At 60.1% G+C, this 17,777-nt stretch carries 20 protein-coding genes; 14 read left to right on the forward strand and 6 right to left on the reverse strand.

All coding sequences use genetic code 11. The features are described from left to right. Positions 1-153: 153 nt before the first annotated feature. Both GA0061100_RS08045 and hemB read right to left on the reverse strand, forming a co-directional pair. Positions 154-612, reverse strand: a complete 459-nt coding sequence (locus GA0061100_RS08045; RefSeq protein WP_075852219.1) for an RDD family protein — start codon at positions 610-612, stop codon at positions 154-156. Between the two features lie 87 nt (positions 613-699). After that, positions 700-1,713: a porphobilinogen synthase gene (gene hemB / locus GA0061100_RS08050; protein ID WP_075852629.1), complete on the reverse strand. Its 1,014-nt coding sequence runs from the start codon at positions 1,711-1,713 to the stop codon at positions 700-702. A gap of 141 nt (positions 1,714-1,854) precedes the next feature. On the opposite strand from hemB, the gene GA0061100_RS08055 reads away from it, so the two are divergent. From GA0061100_RS08055 to GA0061100_RS08085, 7 genes are all read left to right on the forward strand, one after another. Beyond that, positions 1,855-2,295, forward strand: a complete 441-nt coding sequence (locus GA0061100_RS08055; RefSeq protein ID WP_075852220.1) for a DUF6163 family protein — start codon at positions 1,855-1,857, stop codon at positions 2,293-2,295. A gap of 133 nt (positions 2,296-2,428) precedes the next feature. Next, on the forward strand, positions 2,429-2,944 hold the full coding sequence (gene ldtR, locus GA0061100_RS08060; RefSeq protein ID WP_041677845.1) for a transcriptional regulator LdtR: 516 nt from the start codon (positions 2,429-2,431) through the stop codon (positions 2,942-2,944). Between the two features lie 513 nt (positions 2,945-3,457). Continuing rightward, on the forward strand, positions 3,458-4,771 hold the full coding sequence (locus tag GA0061100_RS08065) for a L,D-transpeptidase family protein (RefSeq protein WP_075852221.1): 1,314 nt from the start codon (positions 3,458-3,460) through the stop codon (positions 4,769-4,771). A gap of 174 nt (positions 4,772-4,945) precedes the next feature. Next, positions 4,946-6,244 (forward strand): serine hydroxymethyltransferase, encoded by a 1,299-nt coding sequence (gene glyA / locus GA0061100_RS08070; RefSeq protein ID WP_075852222.1) that lies wholly within the window; start codon positions 4,946-4,948, stop codon positions 6,242-6,244. A gap of 9 nt (positions 6,245-6,253) precedes the next feature. Then, complete coding sequence (nrdR, locus tag GA0061100_RS08075) at positions 6,254-6,730, forward strand: transcriptional regulator NrdR (RefSeq protein WP_015339425.1); 477 nt, start codon at positions 6,254-6,256, stop codon at positions 6,728-6,730. 2 nt (positions 6,731-6,732) lie between these two features. Further along, a complete protein-coding gene (gene ribD, locus GA0061100_RS08080) occupies positions 6,733-7,842 on the forward strand; it encodes a bifunctional diaminohydroxyphosphoribosylaminopyrimidine deaminase/5-amino-6-(5-phosphoribosylamino)uracil reductase RibD (protein ID WP_075852223.1) in 1,110 nt (369 codons plus the stop codon). Further along, entirely contained in the window at positions 7,842-8,462 is a 621-nt protein-coding gene (locus tag GA0061100_RS08085; protein ID WP_075852224.1) for a riboflavin synthase, read from the forward strand. The genes ribD and GA0061100_RS08085 overlap by 1 nt, the downstream gene beginning before the upstream one ends. Before the next feature lie 49 nt (positions 8,463-8,511). Here GA0061100_RS08085 and GA0061100_RS08090 read toward each other — a convergent pair whose 3' ends face one another. The 3 genes from GA0061100_RS08090 to GA0061100_RS08100 are packed head-to-tail and all read right to left on the reverse strand — an operon-like array spanning position 8,512 to position 10,080. Further along, a complete protein-coding gene (locus tag GA0061100_RS08090) occupies positions 8,512-8,994 on the reverse strand; it encodes a GNAT family N-acetyltransferase (protein ID WP_075852225.1) in 483 nt (160 codons plus the stop codon). A gap of 20 nt (positions 8,995-9,014) precedes the next feature. Further along, positions 9,015-9,533 carry a GNAT family N-acetyltransferase gene (locus GA0061100_RS08095; RefSeq protein ID WP_075852226.1) on the reverse strand — a complete coding sequence of 173 codons (519 nt, stop codon included), beginning with the start codon at positions 9,531-9,533 and terminating at the stop codon, positions 9,015-9,017. Between the two features lie 37 nt (positions 9,534-9,570). Next, positions 9,571-10,080, reverse strand: a complete 510-nt coding sequence (locus GA0061100_RS08100; RefSeq protein ID WP_075852227.1) for a cupin domain-containing protein — start codon at positions 10,078-10,080, stop codon at positions 9,571-9,573. Positions 10,081-10,278: 198 nt separating this feature from the next. Between GA0061100_RS08100 and GA0061100_RS08105 the strand changes: the two genes are divergently transcribed. The 3 genes from GA0061100_RS08105 (at position 10,279) to GA0061100_RS08115 (ending at position 13,608) form a co-directional block, all read left to right on the forward strand. Further along, complete coding sequence (locus tag GA0061100_RS08105) at positions 10,279-10,734, forward strand: 6,7-dimethyl-8-ribityllumazine synthase (RefSeq protein WP_075852228.1); 456 nt, start codon at positions 10,279-10,281, stop codon at positions 10,732-10,734. Between the two features lie 3 nt (positions 10,735-10,737). Continuing rightward, positions 10,738-11,220, forward strand: coding sequence for a transcription antitermination factor NusB (gene nusB / locus GA0061100_RS08110; protein ID WP_047627120.1), 483 nt, complete (start codon positions 10,738-10,740; stop codon positions 11,218-11,220). A gap of 249 nt (positions 11,221-11,469) precedes the next feature. Beyond that, positions 11,470-13,608 carry a sodium-translocating pyrophosphatase gene (locus GA0061100_RS08115; RefSeq protein ID WP_075852229.1) on the forward strand — a complete coding sequence of 713 codons (2,139 nt, stop codon included), beginning with the start codon at positions 11,470-11,472 and terminating at the stop codon, positions 13,606-13,608. 78 nt (positions 13,609-13,686) lie between these two features. Here the strand turns inward: GA0061100_RS08115 and GA0061100_RS08120 are convergent, their stop codons facing one another. Further along, positions 13,687-14,196 (reverse strand): outer membrane protein assembly factor BamE, encoded by a 510-nt coding sequence (locus GA0061100_RS08120; RefSeq protein ID WP_075852230.1) that lies wholly within the window; start codon positions 14,194-14,196, stop codon positions 13,687-13,689. A gap of 280 nt (positions 14,197-14,476) precedes the next feature. Between GA0061100_RS08120 and GA0061100_RS08125 the strand changes: the two genes are divergently transcribed. From GA0061100_RS08125 to GA0061100_RS08140, 4 genes are all read left to right on the forward strand, one after another. After that, positions 14,477-15,034 (forward strand): ubiquinol-cytochrome C chaperone family protein, encoded by a 558-nt coding sequence (locus tag GA0061100_RS08125; RefSeq protein WP_075852630.1) that lies wholly within the window; start codon positions 14,477-14,479, stop codon positions 15,032-15,034. 9 nt (positions 15,035-15,043) lie between these two features. After that, positions 15,044-15,601 carry a YceD family protein gene (locus tag GA0061100_RS08130; protein WP_075852231.1) on the forward strand — a complete coding sequence of 186 codons (558 nt, stop codon included), beginning with the start codon at positions 15,044-15,046 and terminating at the stop codon, positions 15,599-15,601. A gap of 102 nt (positions 15,602-15,703) precedes the next feature. Then, positions 15,704-16,750, forward strand: coding sequence for a phosphate acyltransferase PlsX (plsX, locus tag GA0061100_RS08135; RefSeq protein ID WP_075852232.1), 1,047 nt, complete (start codon positions 15,704-15,706; stop codon positions 16,748-16,750). 19 nt (positions 16,751-16,769) lie between these two features. Continuing rightward, a complete protein-coding gene (locus GA0061100_RS08140) occupies positions 16,770-17,741 on the forward strand; it encodes a beta-ketoacyl-ACP synthase III (protein ID WP_075852233.1) in 972 nt (323 codons plus the stop codon). Positions 17,742-17,777 lie beyond the last annotated feature (36 nt).

The raw sequence follows: 17,777 nt of genomic DNA on the forward strand, positions 1-17,777 counted from the left end.
CCGTTTTCTACAAGCATGGCTCAAGTTTAGAAAACGTCAACTACGTCCTTCGCTAAAGATCGAAGTTTCCTAATTGACCATGCACAGAAATATCTCCCGCGCGCCCGTCGGCTCTACAGGAGATCTTGCGGTGTCCCATGATTATGCGTTGTTTTACGCCGTCCGGGCGATGACGGTGCCGAGCAGCAGGTCATGCACCAGCCGGCTGCGGTCGGTGAAGAGGCCCACCAGCAAGATGAGCGGCGTCAGAACGGAGTTCAGGATCCAGAACAGCGCCAGATGGACGATCGCCGTCAGGAAATCCATTCGCCGGCCGTCGACGCGAACCATGGTGAGGCCCATGGCCCGCATGCCGAGCGATGCCTGATAGGGACCGCCGAGCGTCCAGCCGAAATAGAGGCCGGCAACCAGGACGAAGAGCACCGGATAGAGGAAGAAGCCAAGCCCCAGCGTCAGGATCGAAACGAAAAACAGCAGCACGGCCGCGGGAATGCACAGCAGCGCGACGATGATGTAATCGACGATGAAGGCGAAGATGCGCCGGCTCAGCACGCCACTATAGGCGCGCCAGTCGTCCGGTGCTGCATAAAGCGGGCTGGGGTTCAGGCTCATTGCTTTCCTCCTTGGGAAACATTTGCCGAACATATGGTGTCAGGGCCTGCAAATACAATAAGCAGGCCGCCAACCCGTGAGTCGAAACTATTTTCTCGCCAGATATCGTGCCACATCCATGGCGAAATAGGTAAGGATGCCGTCGCAGCCGGCACGCTTGAAGGCGAGCAGGGTTTCGAACATCACTCTTTCGCCGTCGATCCAGCCATTGGCGGCCGCCGCCTTGATCATCGCGTATTCGCCAGAGACCTGGTAGGCGAAAGTCGGAAGACCAAAGGCTTCCTTCAGCCGCCAACAGATGTCGAGATAGGGCAGGCCGGGCTTGACCATCAGCATGTCTGCGCCTTCCTCGACGTCGAGCGCGGCGTCGCGCACGGCCTCGGTGCCGTTGGCGGGGTCGATATAATAGGTCTTCTTGTCGCCCTTCAGCAGGCCGCCGGTCGAAATCGCCTCGCGGTAGGGGCCGTAAAAGGCCGAGCTGAACTTCGTCGCGTAGCTCATGATGCCGACATTCTGGTGGCCGGCGGCGTCAAGCGCCTGGCGGATCGCACCGATGCGGCCGTCCATCATTTCGGAAGGCGCGATGATATCGGCGCCGGCATCTGCCTGATAGACGGCGGCGCGCGCCACCTGTTCGACCGTCTCGTCGTTGACGATCTCGTTACCGCGCAGGATGCCGTCATGGCCGTGGCTGGTGAAAGGATCGAGGGCAACGTCGGTGATGACGCCGATATTGGGCACGGCTTTCTTGATCGCGGCGCTGGCAAGATTGATGAGGTTGTTCTTCTCGAGGCTGTTGGAGCCGGTCTCGTCGCGCAGCTCCATCTCGATATTCGGGAAGGTGGCGAGTGCGGGAATGCCCAGATCGGCCGCTTCCTTCGCCGCTTCCACGGCCTTGTCCACCGTCATGCGATTGACGCCCGGCATTGCCGGGATCGGCTCGATGATGCCGTTGCCAGGGATGAGGAAGATCGGCCAGATGAGATCATCGACCGTCAGCCGGTTTTCCTGCACGAGGCGGCGCGTCCAATCGGCCTTGCGGTTGCGCCGCATGCGGCGATGCCCGGTGATCTCGTCGACGAGATGCGTCTTGTTCTCCATGATGCCGCCATCCTTCTTCATTTATTTAGGGCACTCTATAGGCCGCGTACCTATCACGCTGTCCCCAGGATTCAAAACCAGGCGAAAGGCCGCAGCCATTATATTCTGGCGAGGCAGATGCCTCCTACGTATTGTTCGCGCATGGAACCTGATTCTTCGACCGTACCCAAGAATACGCTGACGGACATCCTGTTCGTGCTGTTCCTGCGGCTGATCGCGATCGCCTGCTTCTGGCTCGGCCTGCAATATTGGGCGATGCTGGTCGGCTACTCGCTCGGAGGCCATGCCCGCTTCGATCTGCTCGCTCTGCCCTGGAAGGTCGCGGGCGCGGGGCTTGCCGTGGTTTTCCCGGTCGCAGCCCTCGGATTATGGCTCACCGTCTCCTGGGGGCCGGTCATGTGGGTGCTGGCCGCGGGCGGGCAGGGGCTGATGTATGGCGTCTGGCCGGAGATATTCGGATCCAATCCGCTGATCATGATCCTGCATGCCTGCGTCGCAGTTATTTATTGCCTTTTCCGTGTCCTGTTGTGGCAGGAGAAACGCCGGCGTCGCCAGCAGCAGGTAATGGTTGATTTACCCTGAGACAGCAACGCTTCCTGGTAAGGTGCTGTTAAGCCTGCAGTTTAAGTAGAATTTTATGTGTATTCGATAGGGTCTCACTCAAGGCGGGAAGAAAACGACACCGCCAAACAAAACAGAGTGAGGCCAAGTCATGATGAACACGAAAATCAAGCCGCAGGCAGTTGCAAACGCTCGGGATCAGCAGGTTGATGACATCCGGGCTCTCTACATGGAATCCCTTCACCTGGTCGAGCGTCTGCACCGCCGCCTGCTTGATGTTATCAAGGACGAGTTCGACCGTCAGGGTCGTGACGACGTCAACGCCGTCCAGGCACTTCTCCTTTTCAACATCGGCAATTCCGAGCTGACGGCCGGCGAACTGCGCTCTCGCGGTTTCTACCTCGGCTCCAACGTTTCCTACAACGTCAAGAAGCTGGTCGACCTCGGCTTCATCAACCATCAGCGCTCGCGCATCGACCGTCGCTCGGTCCGCATCAGCCTGACGGAAACGGGCCAGGACATCGCCGAAACCGTTGCCAAGCTCTATGAGCGCCACATCGGCTCGATCGACAAGGTCGGCGGCATCGGCACCGACGAATTCACCCAGATGAACAAGCTGCTGCAGCGCCTGGACCGCTTCTGGAACGACAGCATCGCTTACCGCATGTGAGCGAGCACAGCGGAACGATCGCGAGATCTTCCAGTCAAACAAGCTGGACACGTTTCCCTGCGTGTCCGGCTTGAGCGCGTTGCCGGCCCGGCCGTTGTGCGCTTTTTGCCACGTCCGCGCTTCACCTTCCGTCACATGTAACGTCCCGGGCGGCTAAGCCATTGACGCCGGATGAAGACACGCTATGAACCACCCGCAGCTGTGGTATTTTAGCAAAAGCAGTTTGGCTTCTCTTCCGCCCTCGCATGGCAAGGCAAGTTTCATGCCGGGAGACACGAATTGGCCATATTGCTATGACAGCGGAAATCGACTGCAAGCAGCGTTCTCGAAATACGATCTTCCGACCTGAAGATCTTGGCTTCGCGATATTGTGATAGTTCGTGGCCAAGTTTTTGGTGGTGCATCAAGGGAACGGATTGATACTGAGCCACGTTACTTGGCGCAAGCTTGCGCTATTTACTGCTTCCTCTCTAGGCTGCGCATGATTGGATCGCAGCGTCGAACGGTTAGGATATGTCGAAGAAAAACGGAATTGGACCCTTTTCGCGCCGCGCTTTCCTGCGGTCGGCTGCAACTCTTGGCGCTGCCGCACTGGCTGCTCCGGCTCTCGCGCAGAACGCGACCCCGCTTGAAGCGCTGATCAACGACCGTTCTCGCGGTAATTGGGACGATCAGTTCGACGCCAAGGCCGCGGCGCGTACGGCCGCCGCCGTCCAGTCGAACACGCCAATCCTCGGGCCTGATTCCGTGCCGAACATTCAGCAGGCGATTGCCCAGTATCAAAGCATCGTTGCCAATGGCGGCTGGCCGCAGATCAATCCGACCAGCCAGCAGCCGCTTCAGCTTGGCGTCACCGATCCGGCCGTGCAGGCGCTTCGCCAACATCTGATGGTTTCAGGTGACCTGCCGCGCGAGGCGGGCATTTCGTCGTCGTTCGATTCCTACGTAGACGGGGCCGTAAAGCGTTTTCAGGCCCGTCATGGCCTGCCGCCGGATGGTGTCATTGGCGATTTCACGCTGAAGGCGATGAATATCCCCGCCAACATTCGCCTGCAGCAGCTGAACACCAATCTCGTTCGCCTTCAGACATTCCCGTCCGATCTCGGCCGTCGTCACGTCATGGTCAACATCCCGGCGACGCGCGTCGAAGCGGTAGAGGACGGTCAGGTGGCCTTGCGCCACGAGGCGATCGTCGGCCGGGAATCGCGACCGACGCACATCATCAATTCGAAGATCTATGAGGTCATCCTCAACCCCTACTGGACGGCGCCCCGCTCCATCATCATCAAGGATATCATGCCGCTCATGCGGAAGGATCCGACCTATCTGACGAGAAGCAATATCCGTCTTCTCGACGGCAAGGGCCAGGAAGTTGCGCCGGAGACGATCGACTGGAATTCGGACAAGGCGCCGGACCTGATGTTCCGCCAGGATCCGGGCAAGACCAACGCCATGGCGTCCACGAAGATCAACTTCCATAACCCCAATAACGAATATATGCACGATACGCCGGAGCAGGGCCTGTTCAACAAGCTGATGCGCTTCGACAGCTCGGGCTGTGTGCGTGTTCAGAACGTGCGCGACCTGGCGACCTGGCTGCTGGCTGAAACTCCGGGTTGGCCGCGCCAGCACATCGAGCAAGTCATCTCCACCCGTGTCAACACGCCGATTACGCTGGCGTCGGAAGTCCCGGTCTATTTCGTCTACATCTCCGCCTGGAGCGCCCGCGACGGCATCGTCCAGTTCCGCGATGACATCTACAATCTCGACGGCAATTCCCAGTTGGCGCTCGACACGACCCAAGGCATGGAACAGCCGGTTCAGTAATCGGCATTCCCACGCAATTCCTATCGAAGCCGCGTCTTTTGATGCGGCTTTTTCATTGGCTGGCACTGCTCTGCGTAGAATGCCCAGCAAATGTCGCTGGTCGTATTGCTCTCCGGCGACCCTGACGCTAATACCGTTTGCATTGCCGTTCCGGCCCGTTCAGGAGCTTTCACGATGACCAATGCGTCCACCGAACCCTTCTTCAATCGCTCGCTTGCCGATACCGATCCGGAAATCTTTGGCGCGATCGGCAAGGAGCTCGGTCGCCAGCGGCACGAAATCGAACTGATCGCCTCCGAAAACATCGTCTCGCGCGCCGTTCTGGAAGCGCAGGGCTCGATCATGACCAACAAGTATGCCGAGGGATATCCGGGCAAGCGCTACTATGGCGGCTGCCAGTACGTCGATATCGCCGAAGAGCTCGCCATCGAGCGCGCCAAGAAGCTGTTCGGCGTCAACTTCGCCAACGTCCAGCCGAATTCCGGCTCGCAGATGAACCAGGCCGTCTTCCTCGCGCTCCTGCAGCCGGGCGATACCTTCATGGGCCTCGACCTCAATTCGGGCGGTCACCTCACGCACGGCTCGCCGGTCAACATGTCCGGCAAGTGGTTCAACGTCGTGTCCTACGGCGTGCGCGAAGGCGACAACCTGCTCGACTTGGACGAAGTGCAGCGCAAGGCCGAGCAGCACAAGCCGAAGCTCATTATCGCCGGCGGCACGGCCTATTCCCGCATCTGGGACTGGAAGCGCTTCCGCGAGATCGCCGATAGCGTCGGCGCCTACCTGATGGTCGACATGGCCCACATTGCCGGTCTCGTTGCCGGTGGCCAGCATCCGTCGCCATTCCCGCATTGCCACGTGGCCACCACGACCACGCACAAGTCGCTGCGCGGCCCGCGCGGTGGCATGATCCTCACCAATGACGAGGATCTGGCGAAGAAGTTCAACTCGGCCGTCTTCCCCGGTCTCCAGGGCGGCCCGCTGATGCACGTCATCGCCGCCAAGGCCGTTGCCCTCGGCGAAGCGCTGCAGCCCGATTTCAAGGACTATGCTGCCCAGATCGTCAAGAACGCCAAGGCTCTCGCCGAAACGCTGATCTCCGGCGGTGTCGACGTCGTTTCCGGCGGCACGGACAACCACCTGATGCTGGTCGACCTCCGCAAGAAGAACGCCACCGGCAAGCGTGCGGAAGCAGCACTCGGCCGCGCCTACGTCACCTGCAACAAGAACGGCATTCCGTTCGATCCCGAAAAGCCTTTCGTCACGTCAGGTGTTCGCCTTGGCACCCCGGCCGGCACGACGCGCGGCTTCAAGGAAGCCGAATTCCGCGAAATCGGTAATCTGATCATCGAAGTGCTCGATGGCCTGAAGGTCGCCAATTCCGACGAAGGCAATGCAGCCGTTGAGGCTGCCGTGCGCGAGAAAGTGGTCAAGCTCACCGACCGCTTCCCGATGTACGGCTACATGGGCTAAGGAGAGCGCATGCGCTGCCCTTACTGCGGCTCAGAAGACACCCAGGTCAAGGACTCGCGCCCGGCGGAGGACAACACGTCCATCCGCCGTCGGCGCATCTGTCCGGATTGCGGCGGCCGCTTCACCACCTTTGAGCGTGTGCAGCTGCGCGAGTTGATGGTCATCAAGAAGACCGGCCGCAAGGTGCCGTTCGATCGTGACAAGCTGGTACGCTCCTTCGAGATCGCGCTGCGCAAGCGCCCGGTCGATCGCGACCGGATCGAACGGGCCGTGTCCGGCATCGTCCGGCGCCTCGAAAGCTCCGGCGAGACCGAAATCAGCTCCGAGCAGATCGGCCTCCAGGTGCTGGAAGCGTTGAAGAGCCTCGATGACGTCGCCTTCGTGCGCTATGCCTCCGTCTACCGCGATTTTTCGCATGCGGAGGATTTCGAGCACGTGATCGACGAAATCAATGCAAAGATCGCCCGCGATCCGTTGGATCCCTGACCATGACGCTACGGCCTGAAGACGAGCGTTTCATGGCCGAGGCCATTCGCCTGTCGCACAGGCATCTGGGATTGACCTCCACCAATCCCTCCGTCGGCTGCCTCATCGTCAAGGATGGCGTCATTCTCGGCAGCGGCGTCACCGCAATCGGCGGGCGCCCGCACGCCGAGCCTCAGGCTCTTGCCGAAGCGGGCGAGGCGGCAAGAGGCGCCACTGCCTATGTAACGCTCGAACCCTGCTCGCACTACGGCAAGACGCCGCCCTGTGCCGAAGCGCTGATCGCCTATGGTGTGGCGCGCGTCGTCATCAGTGTCACCGATCCCGACCAGCGAGTCTCCGGGCGCGGCATCACCATGCTGCGCGAGGCCGGCATCGAGGTCGATACCGGTATTCTGGAGACGGAGGGCCGGCGCTCCCTCGCGGGCTATCTCATGCGCCAGACGAGAAATCGGCCCTATGTGACTCTCAAGCTTGCCATTTCCGCCGATGGCATGATCGGCAAGACGGGCGAGGGGCAGATCCGCATCACCGGCGATGCCGCCCGGGCGCAGGTACAGATGCTGCGCGCCGAGAGCGACGCCATTCTCGTCGGCATCGGCACGGCGATATCAGACGATCCGGAATTGACCTGCCGGCTTCCCGGCCTGGAAGACCGCTCGCCTCTGCGCATCGTTATTGACGACGAGCTGCAGCTTCCCCTTGGCAGCAAGCTGGTTCGCACGGCTCGGCAATATCCGGTCATCGCGGTTGCCGGCCATCCGCCGTCCTTCGACGACAATACCGATGCCGCATTCCTCGGACGTCGCGCGACGCTCGACGCTGCCGGTGTCGAGGTGCTGCAATCCAATTCCAGCGAGCCGGGAGAGCTGCTGGAGGCGCTGGGTACGCGCGGCATCTCGTCGCTGCTGGTGGAGGGCGGCGCCAAGACAGCGCGGCGCTTCCTCGACGCCGGATTGGTTGATCGCATCCTGCTCTTTCAGGGGCCGGCCGATATCGGCGAGGGCGGTATTGAATCGCCCGTCCTCAAGTCCAATATCCCAGCTGACTTTATGCATGTCGGCGAGAGCCGCTTCGGCGACGATCTCTGCGACGAATACGAAAGAGGTTTTTGATGTTTACCGGAATTGTCACCGACGTCGGCACGGTCGAATCCATTTCCCCGATGCAGGAAGGCATCAAGCTGCGCGTTGCCACCAATTACGATCCGGCGACGATCGACATGGGTGCCTCGATTTCACATGCCGGCGTCTGCCTGACGGTGACCGGACTGCCGGAAGAGGGTAGCAACGGGCGCTGGTTCGAGGTCGAGGCCTGGGAAGAGGCGCTCCGCCTGACGACCATCGGCACCTGGGAAACAGGCGCTAAGATCAACCTCGAGCGCTCGCTGAAGATCGGCGACGAGCTTGGCGGCCATATCGTTTCCGGTCATATCGACGGCAAGGCGGAAATTCTTTCGGTAACGGCCGAAGGCGAAGCTACGCGCTTCCGTCTGCGCGCGCCGGAGCATCTTGCAAGATTTGTGGCGCCGAAGGGCTCGGTCGCGCTCGACGGCACCTCGCTGACGGTCAATGCCGTCGAGGGTACGGAATTCGACGTGCTGCTGATCCGCCATTCCCTGGAGGTGACGACCTGGGGAGAGCGCAAGGCCGGCGATTTCGTCAATTTCGAAGTCGACACCATGGCGCGCTACGCCGCACGGCTGGCGGAATTCCCGGCCGTCCGCGAATCCTGAGGTTTACGGACAGGTTGCCCCAAGGAGGCGCTCAGCGCGCCCCGGCGGCTTATGCGATCGTTTTTTCCATCAGGAAGTTCGGCAGAATCTGGCCGCGCTTTTCTACCTGCTGCGCGGTCATGACGACAAAGCCCTTGCGCTCGAAGAAGGGGCGGGCGGTCAGGCTCGCCTCGGTGAAAATCCGCTGAAAGCCCTGTTTACGGGCCGCATTTTCGACGGTCGCAAGCAACAGGCCGGCGACACCCTTTCCCTGATAGTCGGGCGAAACGAACATCATATCGAGGCATCCATCCGATTTCAGGTCGGTGAAGCCGATGGGTGTAGAACCATCGATTGCAAGCCAGGTCGGCCGGCTAGCTCGGTACTGCGCCCAGATTTCGGGATCATCGACCTTCGCCCAGGCGGCGATCTGCGCCGGGCTGTAATCTTTCGACGCGACCTCGCGAATGGCCCGCAGGAAAATGTCTATCGTGGCTTGGGTGTCGCTTGGTTCGTAACGTTTGACCGAAAACCTATCCTGAGGAACCGACATGATAGTTACCCCCGCAACGCCTATCGTTCGAATATGGCGTTGGACCTGTCCTTGAGCATGAGTTCTCCGATACGGTGGAAGCCGATCTTTTCGGCAACCCGCAGTGACGGTACGTTCTCGAGATCGACGATGCAGGTCATGCGCCGTCCTGCAAATTGCTTGTCCGCCCAGGCGATCGCCGCATTCATGGCTTCCGTCGCATAGCCCTTACCCTGCATCGGCGGCGTAATGCCCCAGCCGGCTTCCAGCGTGCCTTCCGTCATCGGCGTCATGTCGCGATGCAGATCGAGGAACCCCACTTCGCCGATCAATCGGCCGCTTTGGCGTTCCTCGACGGCAAAGAAACCGAAGCCGAGATGATGCCATAGGCCGGCATAGCGCAGTAGGCGAGCCCATACCTGCTCACGTGTCGGCATCTCGCCGCCGATGAAGCGGACGATGTCCTTGTGTTTCCAGAGCTCGAGGAATTCGTCGAAATCATCAAGTGTATGGCCGCGCAGCAGGAGCCGGTCGGTCGTCAGGGTTGGAATATGGGTCATCGGATTAGGTCTTCGCCGAAAATGTTCTTGGTGATGGTTAGTCGTTCGAGGCACCGGGCTCGCCGTCCCAATAATCGAGGTTGGCGGTAGCGGCGCGGCCAATGGCACGGAACGCCGTTTTGCCGTCGGTATAGGTTTTGGCCAGGAACTTGCCGGAATCGGGATATTCGACGATTTCGGTTCGCGCCTTCGTGGAAATGGCGAGATAGGTGAGCACGCTGGGGCCGACATTGATCAGCTGATGTGCCGTTTCCGGGCCGCCGGCCGGAGCGCCGAGCACATCACCCTTGCTGACCGCGATGCGCTGGTCGCCAAAGCGATATTCGCCTTCGCCGTCGAGAATGACGAACATCTCCTCCTCGACATGATGATTGTGAAACGGACAGCCGGATTTGCCCGGCGGTACCTCGTTGTAGCTGATGCCGAGCTGCTTCAGCCCGAGCTTCGTCCCGAAGGACGTGTCGCTGCCGGCAAAGAAGCTGCCTTGCTGCCAATGTTCCAGTTCAAGCTCGCCAACATTGACGGCGGGTGTGGATTTCTTCGTCATGAACCTCCCCCTCGCAGGCTTCAAATTATTATCGAAGCGGTTGCGTGTGCGGAAGCCACAATTTCCGCGGTGCGCCGATCATTTCCAAATAGGGTCGGAATCGGCGCGGGCCATTGAAAAACACTTGCCAAGCGAGGCCCGCCGTGGTTTGACCCGGGCCTAACAAGGTGCCGCGCCCTCTCAAATCGCAGGTGATATATGACCAGCTCTTCCAATGCTCATATCCTTATCGTCGAAGCTCGCTTCTATGATGATATGGCCGATGCCCTGCTCGACGGCGCCAAGGCCGCTCTCGACGAGGCTGGCGCGACCTATGATATCGTCACAGTCCCGGGCGCGCTTGAGATCCCGGCGGCAATTGCGATGGCGCTTGATGGCGGCGACAATGGTAATGTTGTTTATGACGGCTATGTCGCTCTTGGCATGGTTATCCGCGGCGAGACCTATCATTTCGATATCGTCGCCAATGAATCCTCGCGGGCGCTGATGGATCTGGCCGTCAGCGAATCTCTCGCGATCGGCAATGGTATTCTCACCGTCGAGAACGATGAGCAGGCATGGGCGCGTGCGCGCCGTTCGGACAAGGACAAGGGCGGTTTCGCCGCCCGTGCGGCGCTGACCATGATCGCGCTGAAAGAGAAGTTGGGTGCATAATAGATGAGCAATCAGGATAACGAGCGACCGGCAAAGCCAGCAAACCAGCGGGGCGCAGCGCGTCTCGCGGCGGTTCAGGCGCTCTATCAGATGGATATCGGCGGAACCGGCGTTCTGGAGGTGGTGGCTGAATACGAGGCCCACCGTCTCGGGCAGGAGCTGGATGGCGAGACCTATCTGAAGGCCGACGCATCCTGGTTCCGCTCCATCGTGTCGGGCGTCGTGCGCGAGCAGACCCGACTGGATCCCCTGATCGGCTCCGCCCTTCAGGACGACTGGGCACTGTCGCGCCTCGACAGCACCGTGCGCGCCATTCTGCGTGCCGGCACCTTCGAGCTTATCGACCGCAAGGACGTGCCGGTTCCGGTCATCGTCACCGAATATGTCGAGATCGCTCATGCCTTCTTCGAGGAGGACGAGCCGAAGCTCGTGAATGCCGTGCTCGACCGAATCGCCAAGCAGGTTCGCGGCGAAGCGAAGAAATAAGCTTCGCCAGGCGTTCGGATCGCGACGTAACGCATTTTCGTTTCCTTCATTCGCGCCTGATTTCAACTGCGAAAGTTCTTTTGAACCTCCTGCGGGTATTTTACCTGCGGGCGGTCTTGACGCGGCGTTTTCCCAACAGCAATCTCGCAACTGCACATCAGCCGATCCCCTGGAGGAGGGGGCCGACCGTTGTCGCAGGCGGCCGGGGGATGGAGTGAACCGCCGGCTTTTTTGGAGGGAAAAAGCGAAATGTCGATTCTTTTAGGAGTGATCGCATGCGGACTGCTCTCGGTGATTTATGCCGTATGGGCAACCCGGTCGGTGCTCGCTGCCGATCAGGGCAATGCCCGCATGCAGGAGATTGCCGGGTATATTCGTGAAGGAGCGCAAGCCTATCTGGCGCGCCAATACAGAACTATCGCCATCGTCGGGGTCATCGTTTTCATCGCGGCCTGGCTTCTCTTGTCGGCCGAAGCCGCTTTCGGCTTCCTGATCGGCGCAATCCTCTCAGGCGCCGCAGGTTTCATCGGCATGCATGTCTCCGTGCGCGCCAATGTCCGCACCGCGCAGGCTTCGTCGCAGAGCCTGTCCGCAGGCCTCGATATCGCCTTCAAGTCGGGCGCCATCACCGGCATGCTGGTTGCGGGTCTCGCCCTGCTCGGCGTCTCCATCTATTTCTACGTCCTGACCGGTATTCTCGGTCATGAAGCAGGCTCGCGCGATGTCATCGATGCGCTGGTCGCACTCGGCTTCGGCGCTTCGCTGATTTCGATCTTCGCTCGTCTTGGCGGCGGCATTTTCACCAAGGGCGCCGACGTCGGCGGCGACCTTGTCGGCAAGGTGGAAGCCGGCATTCCGGAAGATGATCCGCGCAACCCCGCGACCATCGCCGATAATGTCGGCGACAATGTCGGCGATTGCGCCGGCATGGCGGCCGACCTGTTCGAGACCTATGCCGTTTCGGTCGTCGCGACCATGGTGCTTGCCGCGATCTTCTTCGCCGGCTCGCCGATCCTCGGCTCGGCCATGATCTATCCGCTGGCGATTTGCGGCACCTGCATCATCACCTCGATCATCGGCACCTTCTTCGTCAAGCTCGGTGTCAATGGTTCGATCATGGGTGCCCTCTACAAGGGCCTCGTCGCAACCGGCGTCCTGTCGATCATCGGCCTGGCCGCAGCCACCTCGCTGACCATCGGCTGGGGTTCGGTCGGCACCGTCGCAGGCTTCGATATCACCGGTACGAAGCTCTTTACCTGCGGCATCGTCGGCCTCATCGTCACGGCATTGATCGTCGTCATCACCGAATATTATACCGGCACGAACAAGCGTCCGGTCAATTCCATCGCCCAGGCGTCGGTCACCGGTCACGGCACCAACGTCATCCAGGGCCTTGCCGTCTCGCTGGAGTCGACGGCGCTGCCGGCGATCGTCATCGTCGGCGGCATCATCGCCACCTACCAGCTTGGCGGCCTGTTTGGCACGGGTATCGCGGTCACCGCCATGCTCGGCCTTGCCGGTATGATCGTCGCTCTCGACGCCTTCGGCCCGGTCACGGATAATGCCGGCGGCATCGCGGAAATGTCGCATCTGCCGCCGGAAGTGCGCAAATCCACCGATGCGCTGGATGCGGTCGGCAACACCACCAAGGCTGTTACCAAGGGCTATGCCATCGGTTCGGCCGGTCTCGGCGCGCTCGTCTTGTTTGCGGCCTATGCGAACGATCTGCAATATTTTGCCGCTCACGGTGACAAATACCCGTACTTCGCCAATATCGGCACGATCTCGTTCGAGCTTTCGAACCCTTATGTCGTCGCCGGTCTGCTGTTCGGCGGCCTCATCCCCTATCTCTTCGGCGGTATCGCCATGACCGCCGTCGGCCGTGCCGCAGGCGCGATCGTGGAGGAGGTTCGCAAGCAGTTTCGTGAAAAGCCCGGCATCATGCAGGGTACGGAGCGTCCCGACTATGGCCGCGCCGTCGACCTTTTGACCAAGGCCGCCATTCGCGAAATGATCATCCCGTCGCTCCTGCCGGTTCTGGCGCCGGTCGTCGTCTACTTCGGCGTCCTGCTGCTCTCCGGTTCCAAGGCCTCGGCCTTTGCCGCTCTCGGCGCTTCGCTGCTCGGTGTGATTATCAACGGCCTCTTCGTCGCCATTTCGATGACGTCGGGCGGGGGTGCATGGGATAATGCCAAGAAGAGCTTCGAGGATGGTTTCGTCGACAAGGACGGAACCCGCCATATGAAGGGTTCGGAAGCCCATAAGGCATCGGTCACGGGTGACACCGTCGGCGATCCCTACAAGGATACGGCAGGTCCGGCCGTCAACCCCGCGATCAAGATCACCAACATCGTGGCCCTGCTTCTGCTTGCCATCCTTGCCGGCTAAGCGAAGCAAATCGAATTCATAAAGAAAAACCCGCGGGGCGCTGCGCTCCGCGGGTTTTCTTTGAAATGCTTCCCGGTCTTATTGGCCCGGATTGAGGTTGTTGAGGAAGTTCCTCGCGCCGTTGACGCCGCTGCCGCCGCCCTGGAGGATCTGCTGCAGGAAGGTGATGTCGCGACCGCCTGTTGGCGTCGTGCGGCTGATCATGTCAAAGACCTTGCCATCCTTCAGGGTGTAGTTGGCTTCCTGCTTCACCACACCATCCTTGTCGAAATAGATCGCCAGAATGTTCTGGTCGACCAGCTTCGGCTTCATGAAGGCGACAGCGCGCGTGCGCTTCTGGGAGATATAATAGAAGACTTCGCCATCGAAGGTCGCTGTGGTCGACGGCGTACCGAGCGAGAGCAGAACCTGCTCGCGGCTCGAGCCGACCGGCGCAAGTGCCAGCGACTGCGGATCGAAGATGTAGCCGTTGTTCATGACCTCGCTGGTCTTGCAACCCGAAAGGCCCACGGTCGCAATCACCAGGGCGATGGCGGCAGCGCTGCTGAAAGTAATGTCAGACTTGAAATACCGTCTGGTCAACGACATCTCATCTCCCCTAATGAATCAATCCGATGGCCGGACGGCCGATATGACCTTGCTGTGCACATCATTGTGGCCTTTCCGCGATGGCAAAAGGCACAATCATGTTGTTCGGCACTCTTCGTCACCGATCATGCACAACGTGACGACGGTAAGGGCTGGAGCCTCGAAGCGGGCACAAACGGCATTGCAATTCGCGCCTGCTTCGGTAAACCAGCTTTTGCGTGGATGCAACAAGGCCAAGCAAAAACGGCGCGCTCCGAAGGAGCCAATTCCGGGAATTTTCATGATTTTTGGGCTCTTCCGCAAAAGAAATCACAATCAGATCATCGTCGTCAGGCAGTATGAGGTCCTGACGTCCATGGCGCGGCAGCCGGTTTTCTACACCGATTACGACGTGCCCGATACGGTGATGGGGCGTTTCGAATTGCTGTCAGTGATGATGATCCTGTTCTTTCGCCGCACACGGTCTTCGGCCACAAGCGGCCAGGAGCTGGCGCAGGAAATCGTGGATGCTTTCTTCGAGGACATCGATTATTCGATCCGCGAACTCGGTATCGGCGACAACAGCGTGCCGAAGCGCATGAAGAAGCTGGCCGGCATGTTTTATGGACGGCTCGAAAGCTATGCGGGTGCCATGGATAGCGACGATCGCGTCGCGCTTGCCACGGCGCTACAGCGCAACATCTATCCCAAGGCGAGTGAAAGCACGGCATCCATGCGTTTGCTGGCCGATTGGATGATGATCGCGGAAGCATATCTGGCTACCTTAAGTGAAAATCAGATCGCCACGGGCTCGGCGACGATGCCGCTGCCGGATAAAGTCGGCCAACGAGCCGGTTAGGAGATAAAAATGAAAAGACACGACTCCGACGAAACACCATTTTCCTATCCGGTGAAGGTGGGGCACATCTCCGCCAATCCGGTGGATGTGCATGTCGAAGCTGACGAGCGTGAGCTTGCCGGGCTCGCCGCACTCTGGGATGTTCTCTCAGTCGGCAAGCTCGAAGCCGATCTCAAGATTTCGCGCTGGAAGCGCGACGGCGTGCGCATCAAGGGCAATGTAAAGGCAAAGATCGTTCAGGCTTGCGTTGTCACACTCGAGCCGGTCGAATCTGATATCGACGAGGACTTCGAGCACATCTTCGTGCCCGAGGATTCCAAACTGGCGCGTGCGCCCTCTGTGGATGCCGGAGAAATGATACTTGATCCCGACGGTCCGGATCTTCCGGAGACATTTACCGGCGATACGATCGATGCTGGCGCGGTCGTCGCGGAATTTGCCGCGCTTGCCATCGATCCTTATCCGCGCAAGCCCGGCGTTGCGTTCGAAGGGCATATAGAAGACACCGGCGAAGACGACAGGAAGCCTTCGCCCTTCGCCGTCCTGAAAGACTGGAAAAAGGAATAGGCCCCGGTGCCGTTCGAGCACAATTCAGTTGTAACCGGGGGAGAAAACGGTATTTTGACGCCAAATTCGCCCGTCGCGGCGGAGAAAAAGGACTAGGGACGCGTGATCAGAATTTCTCTTGACCTAATGGGTGGCGACTTCGGCCCTGAGGTTGTTGTTCCCGGCGCGGCCAAGGCGCTGGATAGGCATCCCGATATCACATTCATCATGTACGGACAGAAGGAACGCTGCGAGGCGGTCCTCGGCAAATATCCCAAGCTTCGCGAAAAATCGGTGTTTCACGAATGCGAAGTTGCCATCAGCATGGATGAGAAGCCGAGCCAGGCGCTTCGCCGCGGCCGCTATGTCTCCAGCATGTGGCGGTCGATCGAGGCTGTAAAGACGGGCGACGCCGATGTCGTCGTGTCCGCCGGCAACACCGGCGCGCTGATGGCGATGGCGAAATTCTGTCTCCGCACCATGGCCAATATCGAACGTCCGGCAATCGCTGCGATCTGGCCGACGCTGCGCGGCGAAAGCATCGTGCTCGATGTCGGCGCCACGATCGGGGCCGATGCCCAGCAACTGCTCGATTTCGCCCTGATGGGCGGCGCCATGGCGCGCGCGCTCTTCGAGATTGAACGCCCGACCGTCGGTTTGCTGAATGTCGGCGTCGAGGAAATCAAGGGCCAGGAAGAAGTTAAGGACGCCGGCCGTCTTATTCGCGAGGCCAATCTCGAATCGCTTGAATATTCCGGCTTCGTCGAGGGCGATGATATCGGCAAAGGCACCGTCGATGTCGTCGTCACGGAAGGCTTCTCCGGCAATATCGCGCTGAAGGCCGCCGAAGGCACGGCAAAGCAGATCGGTGCCTATCTGCGCGCCGCCATGTCGCGTACGCTGCTTGCGCGCATCGGTTATGTCTTTGCCAAGGGCGCGTTCGACCTGCTGCGCGAAAAGCTCGACCCTAGCAAGGTCAACGGCGGCGTCTTCCTCGGCCTTAACGGCATCGTCATCAAGAGCCATGGGGGCGCGAATGCCGAAGCCTTCGCAGCTGCCATCGATGTCGGCTATGATATGGCCAAGAATGGGCTCACGCAGAAAATCGAAAACGATTTGAAGAGATATCATGCCAAACGGCTGCCCCCCATCGGGCCGGAAGCGGCATGAGAGACGGGGTACAAGCAGAATGATCCGTTCAATTGTTCGCGGCTTTGGGGCGGCGCTCCCCAAACGCGTCATGACCAATGCCGAGATGGAGCAGGTTGTCGATACGAGCGACGACTGGATCGTTCAGCGCTCCGGCATCCGTCAACGCTATATCGCCGGTGAAGGTGAAACCACAGCTTCTCTCGGCGAGCAGGCGGCGCGTGCCGCTCTCGCCAACGCAGGGATGACGCCGGATGATCTCGATCTCATCATCGTTGCCACCTCGACACCGGACAACACCTTTCCGGCAACGGCGGTGAATATCCAGAACCGGCTGGGCATGCATCATGGCTTCGCCTTCGACGTCCAGGCCGTCTGCACCGGTTTCGTCTATGCGGTAACCACGGCTGACGCCTATATTCGCGGTGGCCTTGCCAAGCGCGTGCTCGTCATCGGCGCCGAGACATTTTCCCGCATCCTCAATTGGACCGACCGCACGACCTGCGTTCTCTTCGGTGACGGCGCTGGTGCGCTGATCCTTGAAGCCGGCGAGGGGAGTGGCGCCAATAGTGATCGCGGCGTGCTGACGGCAAGCCTGCGCTCCGATGGCTCCCATAAGGAAAAGCTCTATGTCGACGGCGGCCCGTCCACGACGGGAACGGTCGGCGTCCTGCATATGGCGGGCCGTGAAGTGTTCAAGCATGCCGTCGGCATGATTACCGACGTCATTCAGGCCGCATTCGATGCGACCGACACCACGCCCGACGATCTCGACTGGCTCGTGCCGCATCAGGCCAATCGCCGCATTATCGATGGTTCCGCCAAGAAGCTCGGAATTGCTCCCGAGAAGGTTGTGGTCACCGTAGACCTTCATGGCAACACCTCGGCTGCATCCATCCCGCTTGCACTCGCCGTTGCTGCCGGTGACGGACGAATCAAGAAGGGTGACCTCGTGATGCTGGAGGCCATGGGCGGCGGCTTCACCTGGGGTGCGGTCCTGCTGCGCTGGTAGTGCCACTTCTCTAAAAGCCGTTCCGAACAAGAGCTT

The sequence above is a fragment of the Martinezella hainanensis genome (assembly GCF_900094555.1).
Classification (GTDB): domain Bacteria; phylum Pseudomonadota; class Alphaproteobacteria; order Rhizobiales; family Rhizobiaceae; genus Rhizobium; species Rhizobium hainanense.

Excerpts from the sequence above, each read along its gene's own strand:
- GA0061100_RS08130 (WP_075852231.1), top strand. The coding sequence starts at position 15,044 with ATGAAAAGACACGACTCCGACGAAACACCATTTTCCTATCCGGTGAAG.
- GA0061100_RS08120 (WP_075852230.1), bottom strand. The coding sequence starts at position 14,196 with ATGTCGTTGACCAGACGGTATTTCAAGTCTGACATTACTTTCAGCAGC.
- GA0061100_RS08100 (WP_075852227.1), bottom strand. The coding sequence starts at position 10,080 with ATGACGAAGAAATCCACACCCGCCGTCAATGTTGGCGAGCTTGAACTG.
- GA0061100_RS08045 (WP_075852219.1), bottom strand. The coding sequence starts at position 612 with ATGAGCCTGAACCCCAGCCCGCTTTATGCAGCACCGGACGACTGGCGC.
- GA0061100_RS08065 (WP_075852221.1), top strand. The coding sequence starts at position 3,458 with ATGTCGAAGAAAAACGGAATTGGACCCTTTTCGCGCCGCGCTTTCCTG.
- GA0061100_RS08090 (WP_075852225.1), bottom strand. The coding sequence starts at position 8,994 with ATGTCGGTTCCTCAGGATAGGTTTTCGGTCAAACGTTACGAACCAAGC.
- glyA (WP_075852222.1), top strand. The coding sequence starts at position 4,946 with ATGACCAATGCGTCCACCGAACCCTTCTTCAATCGCTCGCTTGCCGAT.
- GA0061100_RS08095 (WP_075852226.1), bottom strand. The coding sequence starts at position 9,533 with ATGACCCATATTCCAACCCTGACGACCGACCGGCTCCTGCTGCGCGGC.
- GA0061100_RS08140 (WP_075852233.1), top strand. The coding sequence starts at position 16,770 with ATGATCCGTTCAATTGTTCGCGGCTTTGGGGCGGCGCTCCCCAAACGC.
- ribD (WP_075852223.1), top strand. The coding sequence starts at position 6,733 with ATGACGCTACGGCCTGAAGACGAGCGTTTCATGGCCGAGGCCATTCGC.
- nrdR (WP_015339425.1), top strand. The coding sequence starts at position 6,254 with ATGCGCTGCCCTTACTGCGGCTCAGAAGACACCCAGGTCAAGGACTCG.
- GA0061100_RS08125 (WP_075852630.1), top strand. The coding sequence starts at position 14,477 with ATGATTTTTGGGCTCTTCCGCAAAAGAAATCACAATCAGATCATCGTC.
- GA0061100_RS08115 (WP_075852229.1), top strand. The coding sequence starts at position 11,470 with ATGTCGATTCTTTTAGGAGTGATCGCATGCGGACTGCTCTCGGTGATT.
- hemB (WP_075852629.1), bottom strand. The coding sequence starts at position 1,713 with ATGGAGAACAAGACGCATCTCGTCGACGAGATCACCGGGCATCGCCGC.
- GA0061100_RS08055 (WP_075852220.1), top strand. The coding sequence starts at position 1,855 with ATGGAACCTGATTCTTCGACCGTACCCAAGAATACGCTGACGGACATC.
- nusB (WP_047627120.1), top strand. The coding sequence starts at position 10,738 with ATGAGCAATCAGGATAACGAGCGACCGGCAAAGCCAGCAAACCAGCGG.
- GA0061100_RS08085 (WP_075852224.1), top strand. The coding sequence starts at position 7,842 with ATGTTTACCGGAATTGTCACCGACGTCGGCACGGTCGAATCCATTTCC.
- ldtR (WP_041677845.1), top strand. The coding sequence starts at position 2,429 with ATGAACACGAAAATCAAGCCGCAGGCAGTTGCAAACGCTCGGGATCAG.
- GA0061100_RS08105 (WP_075852228.1), top strand. The coding sequence starts at position 10,279 with ATGACCAGCTCTTCCAATGCTCATATCCTTATCGTCGAAGCTCGCTTC.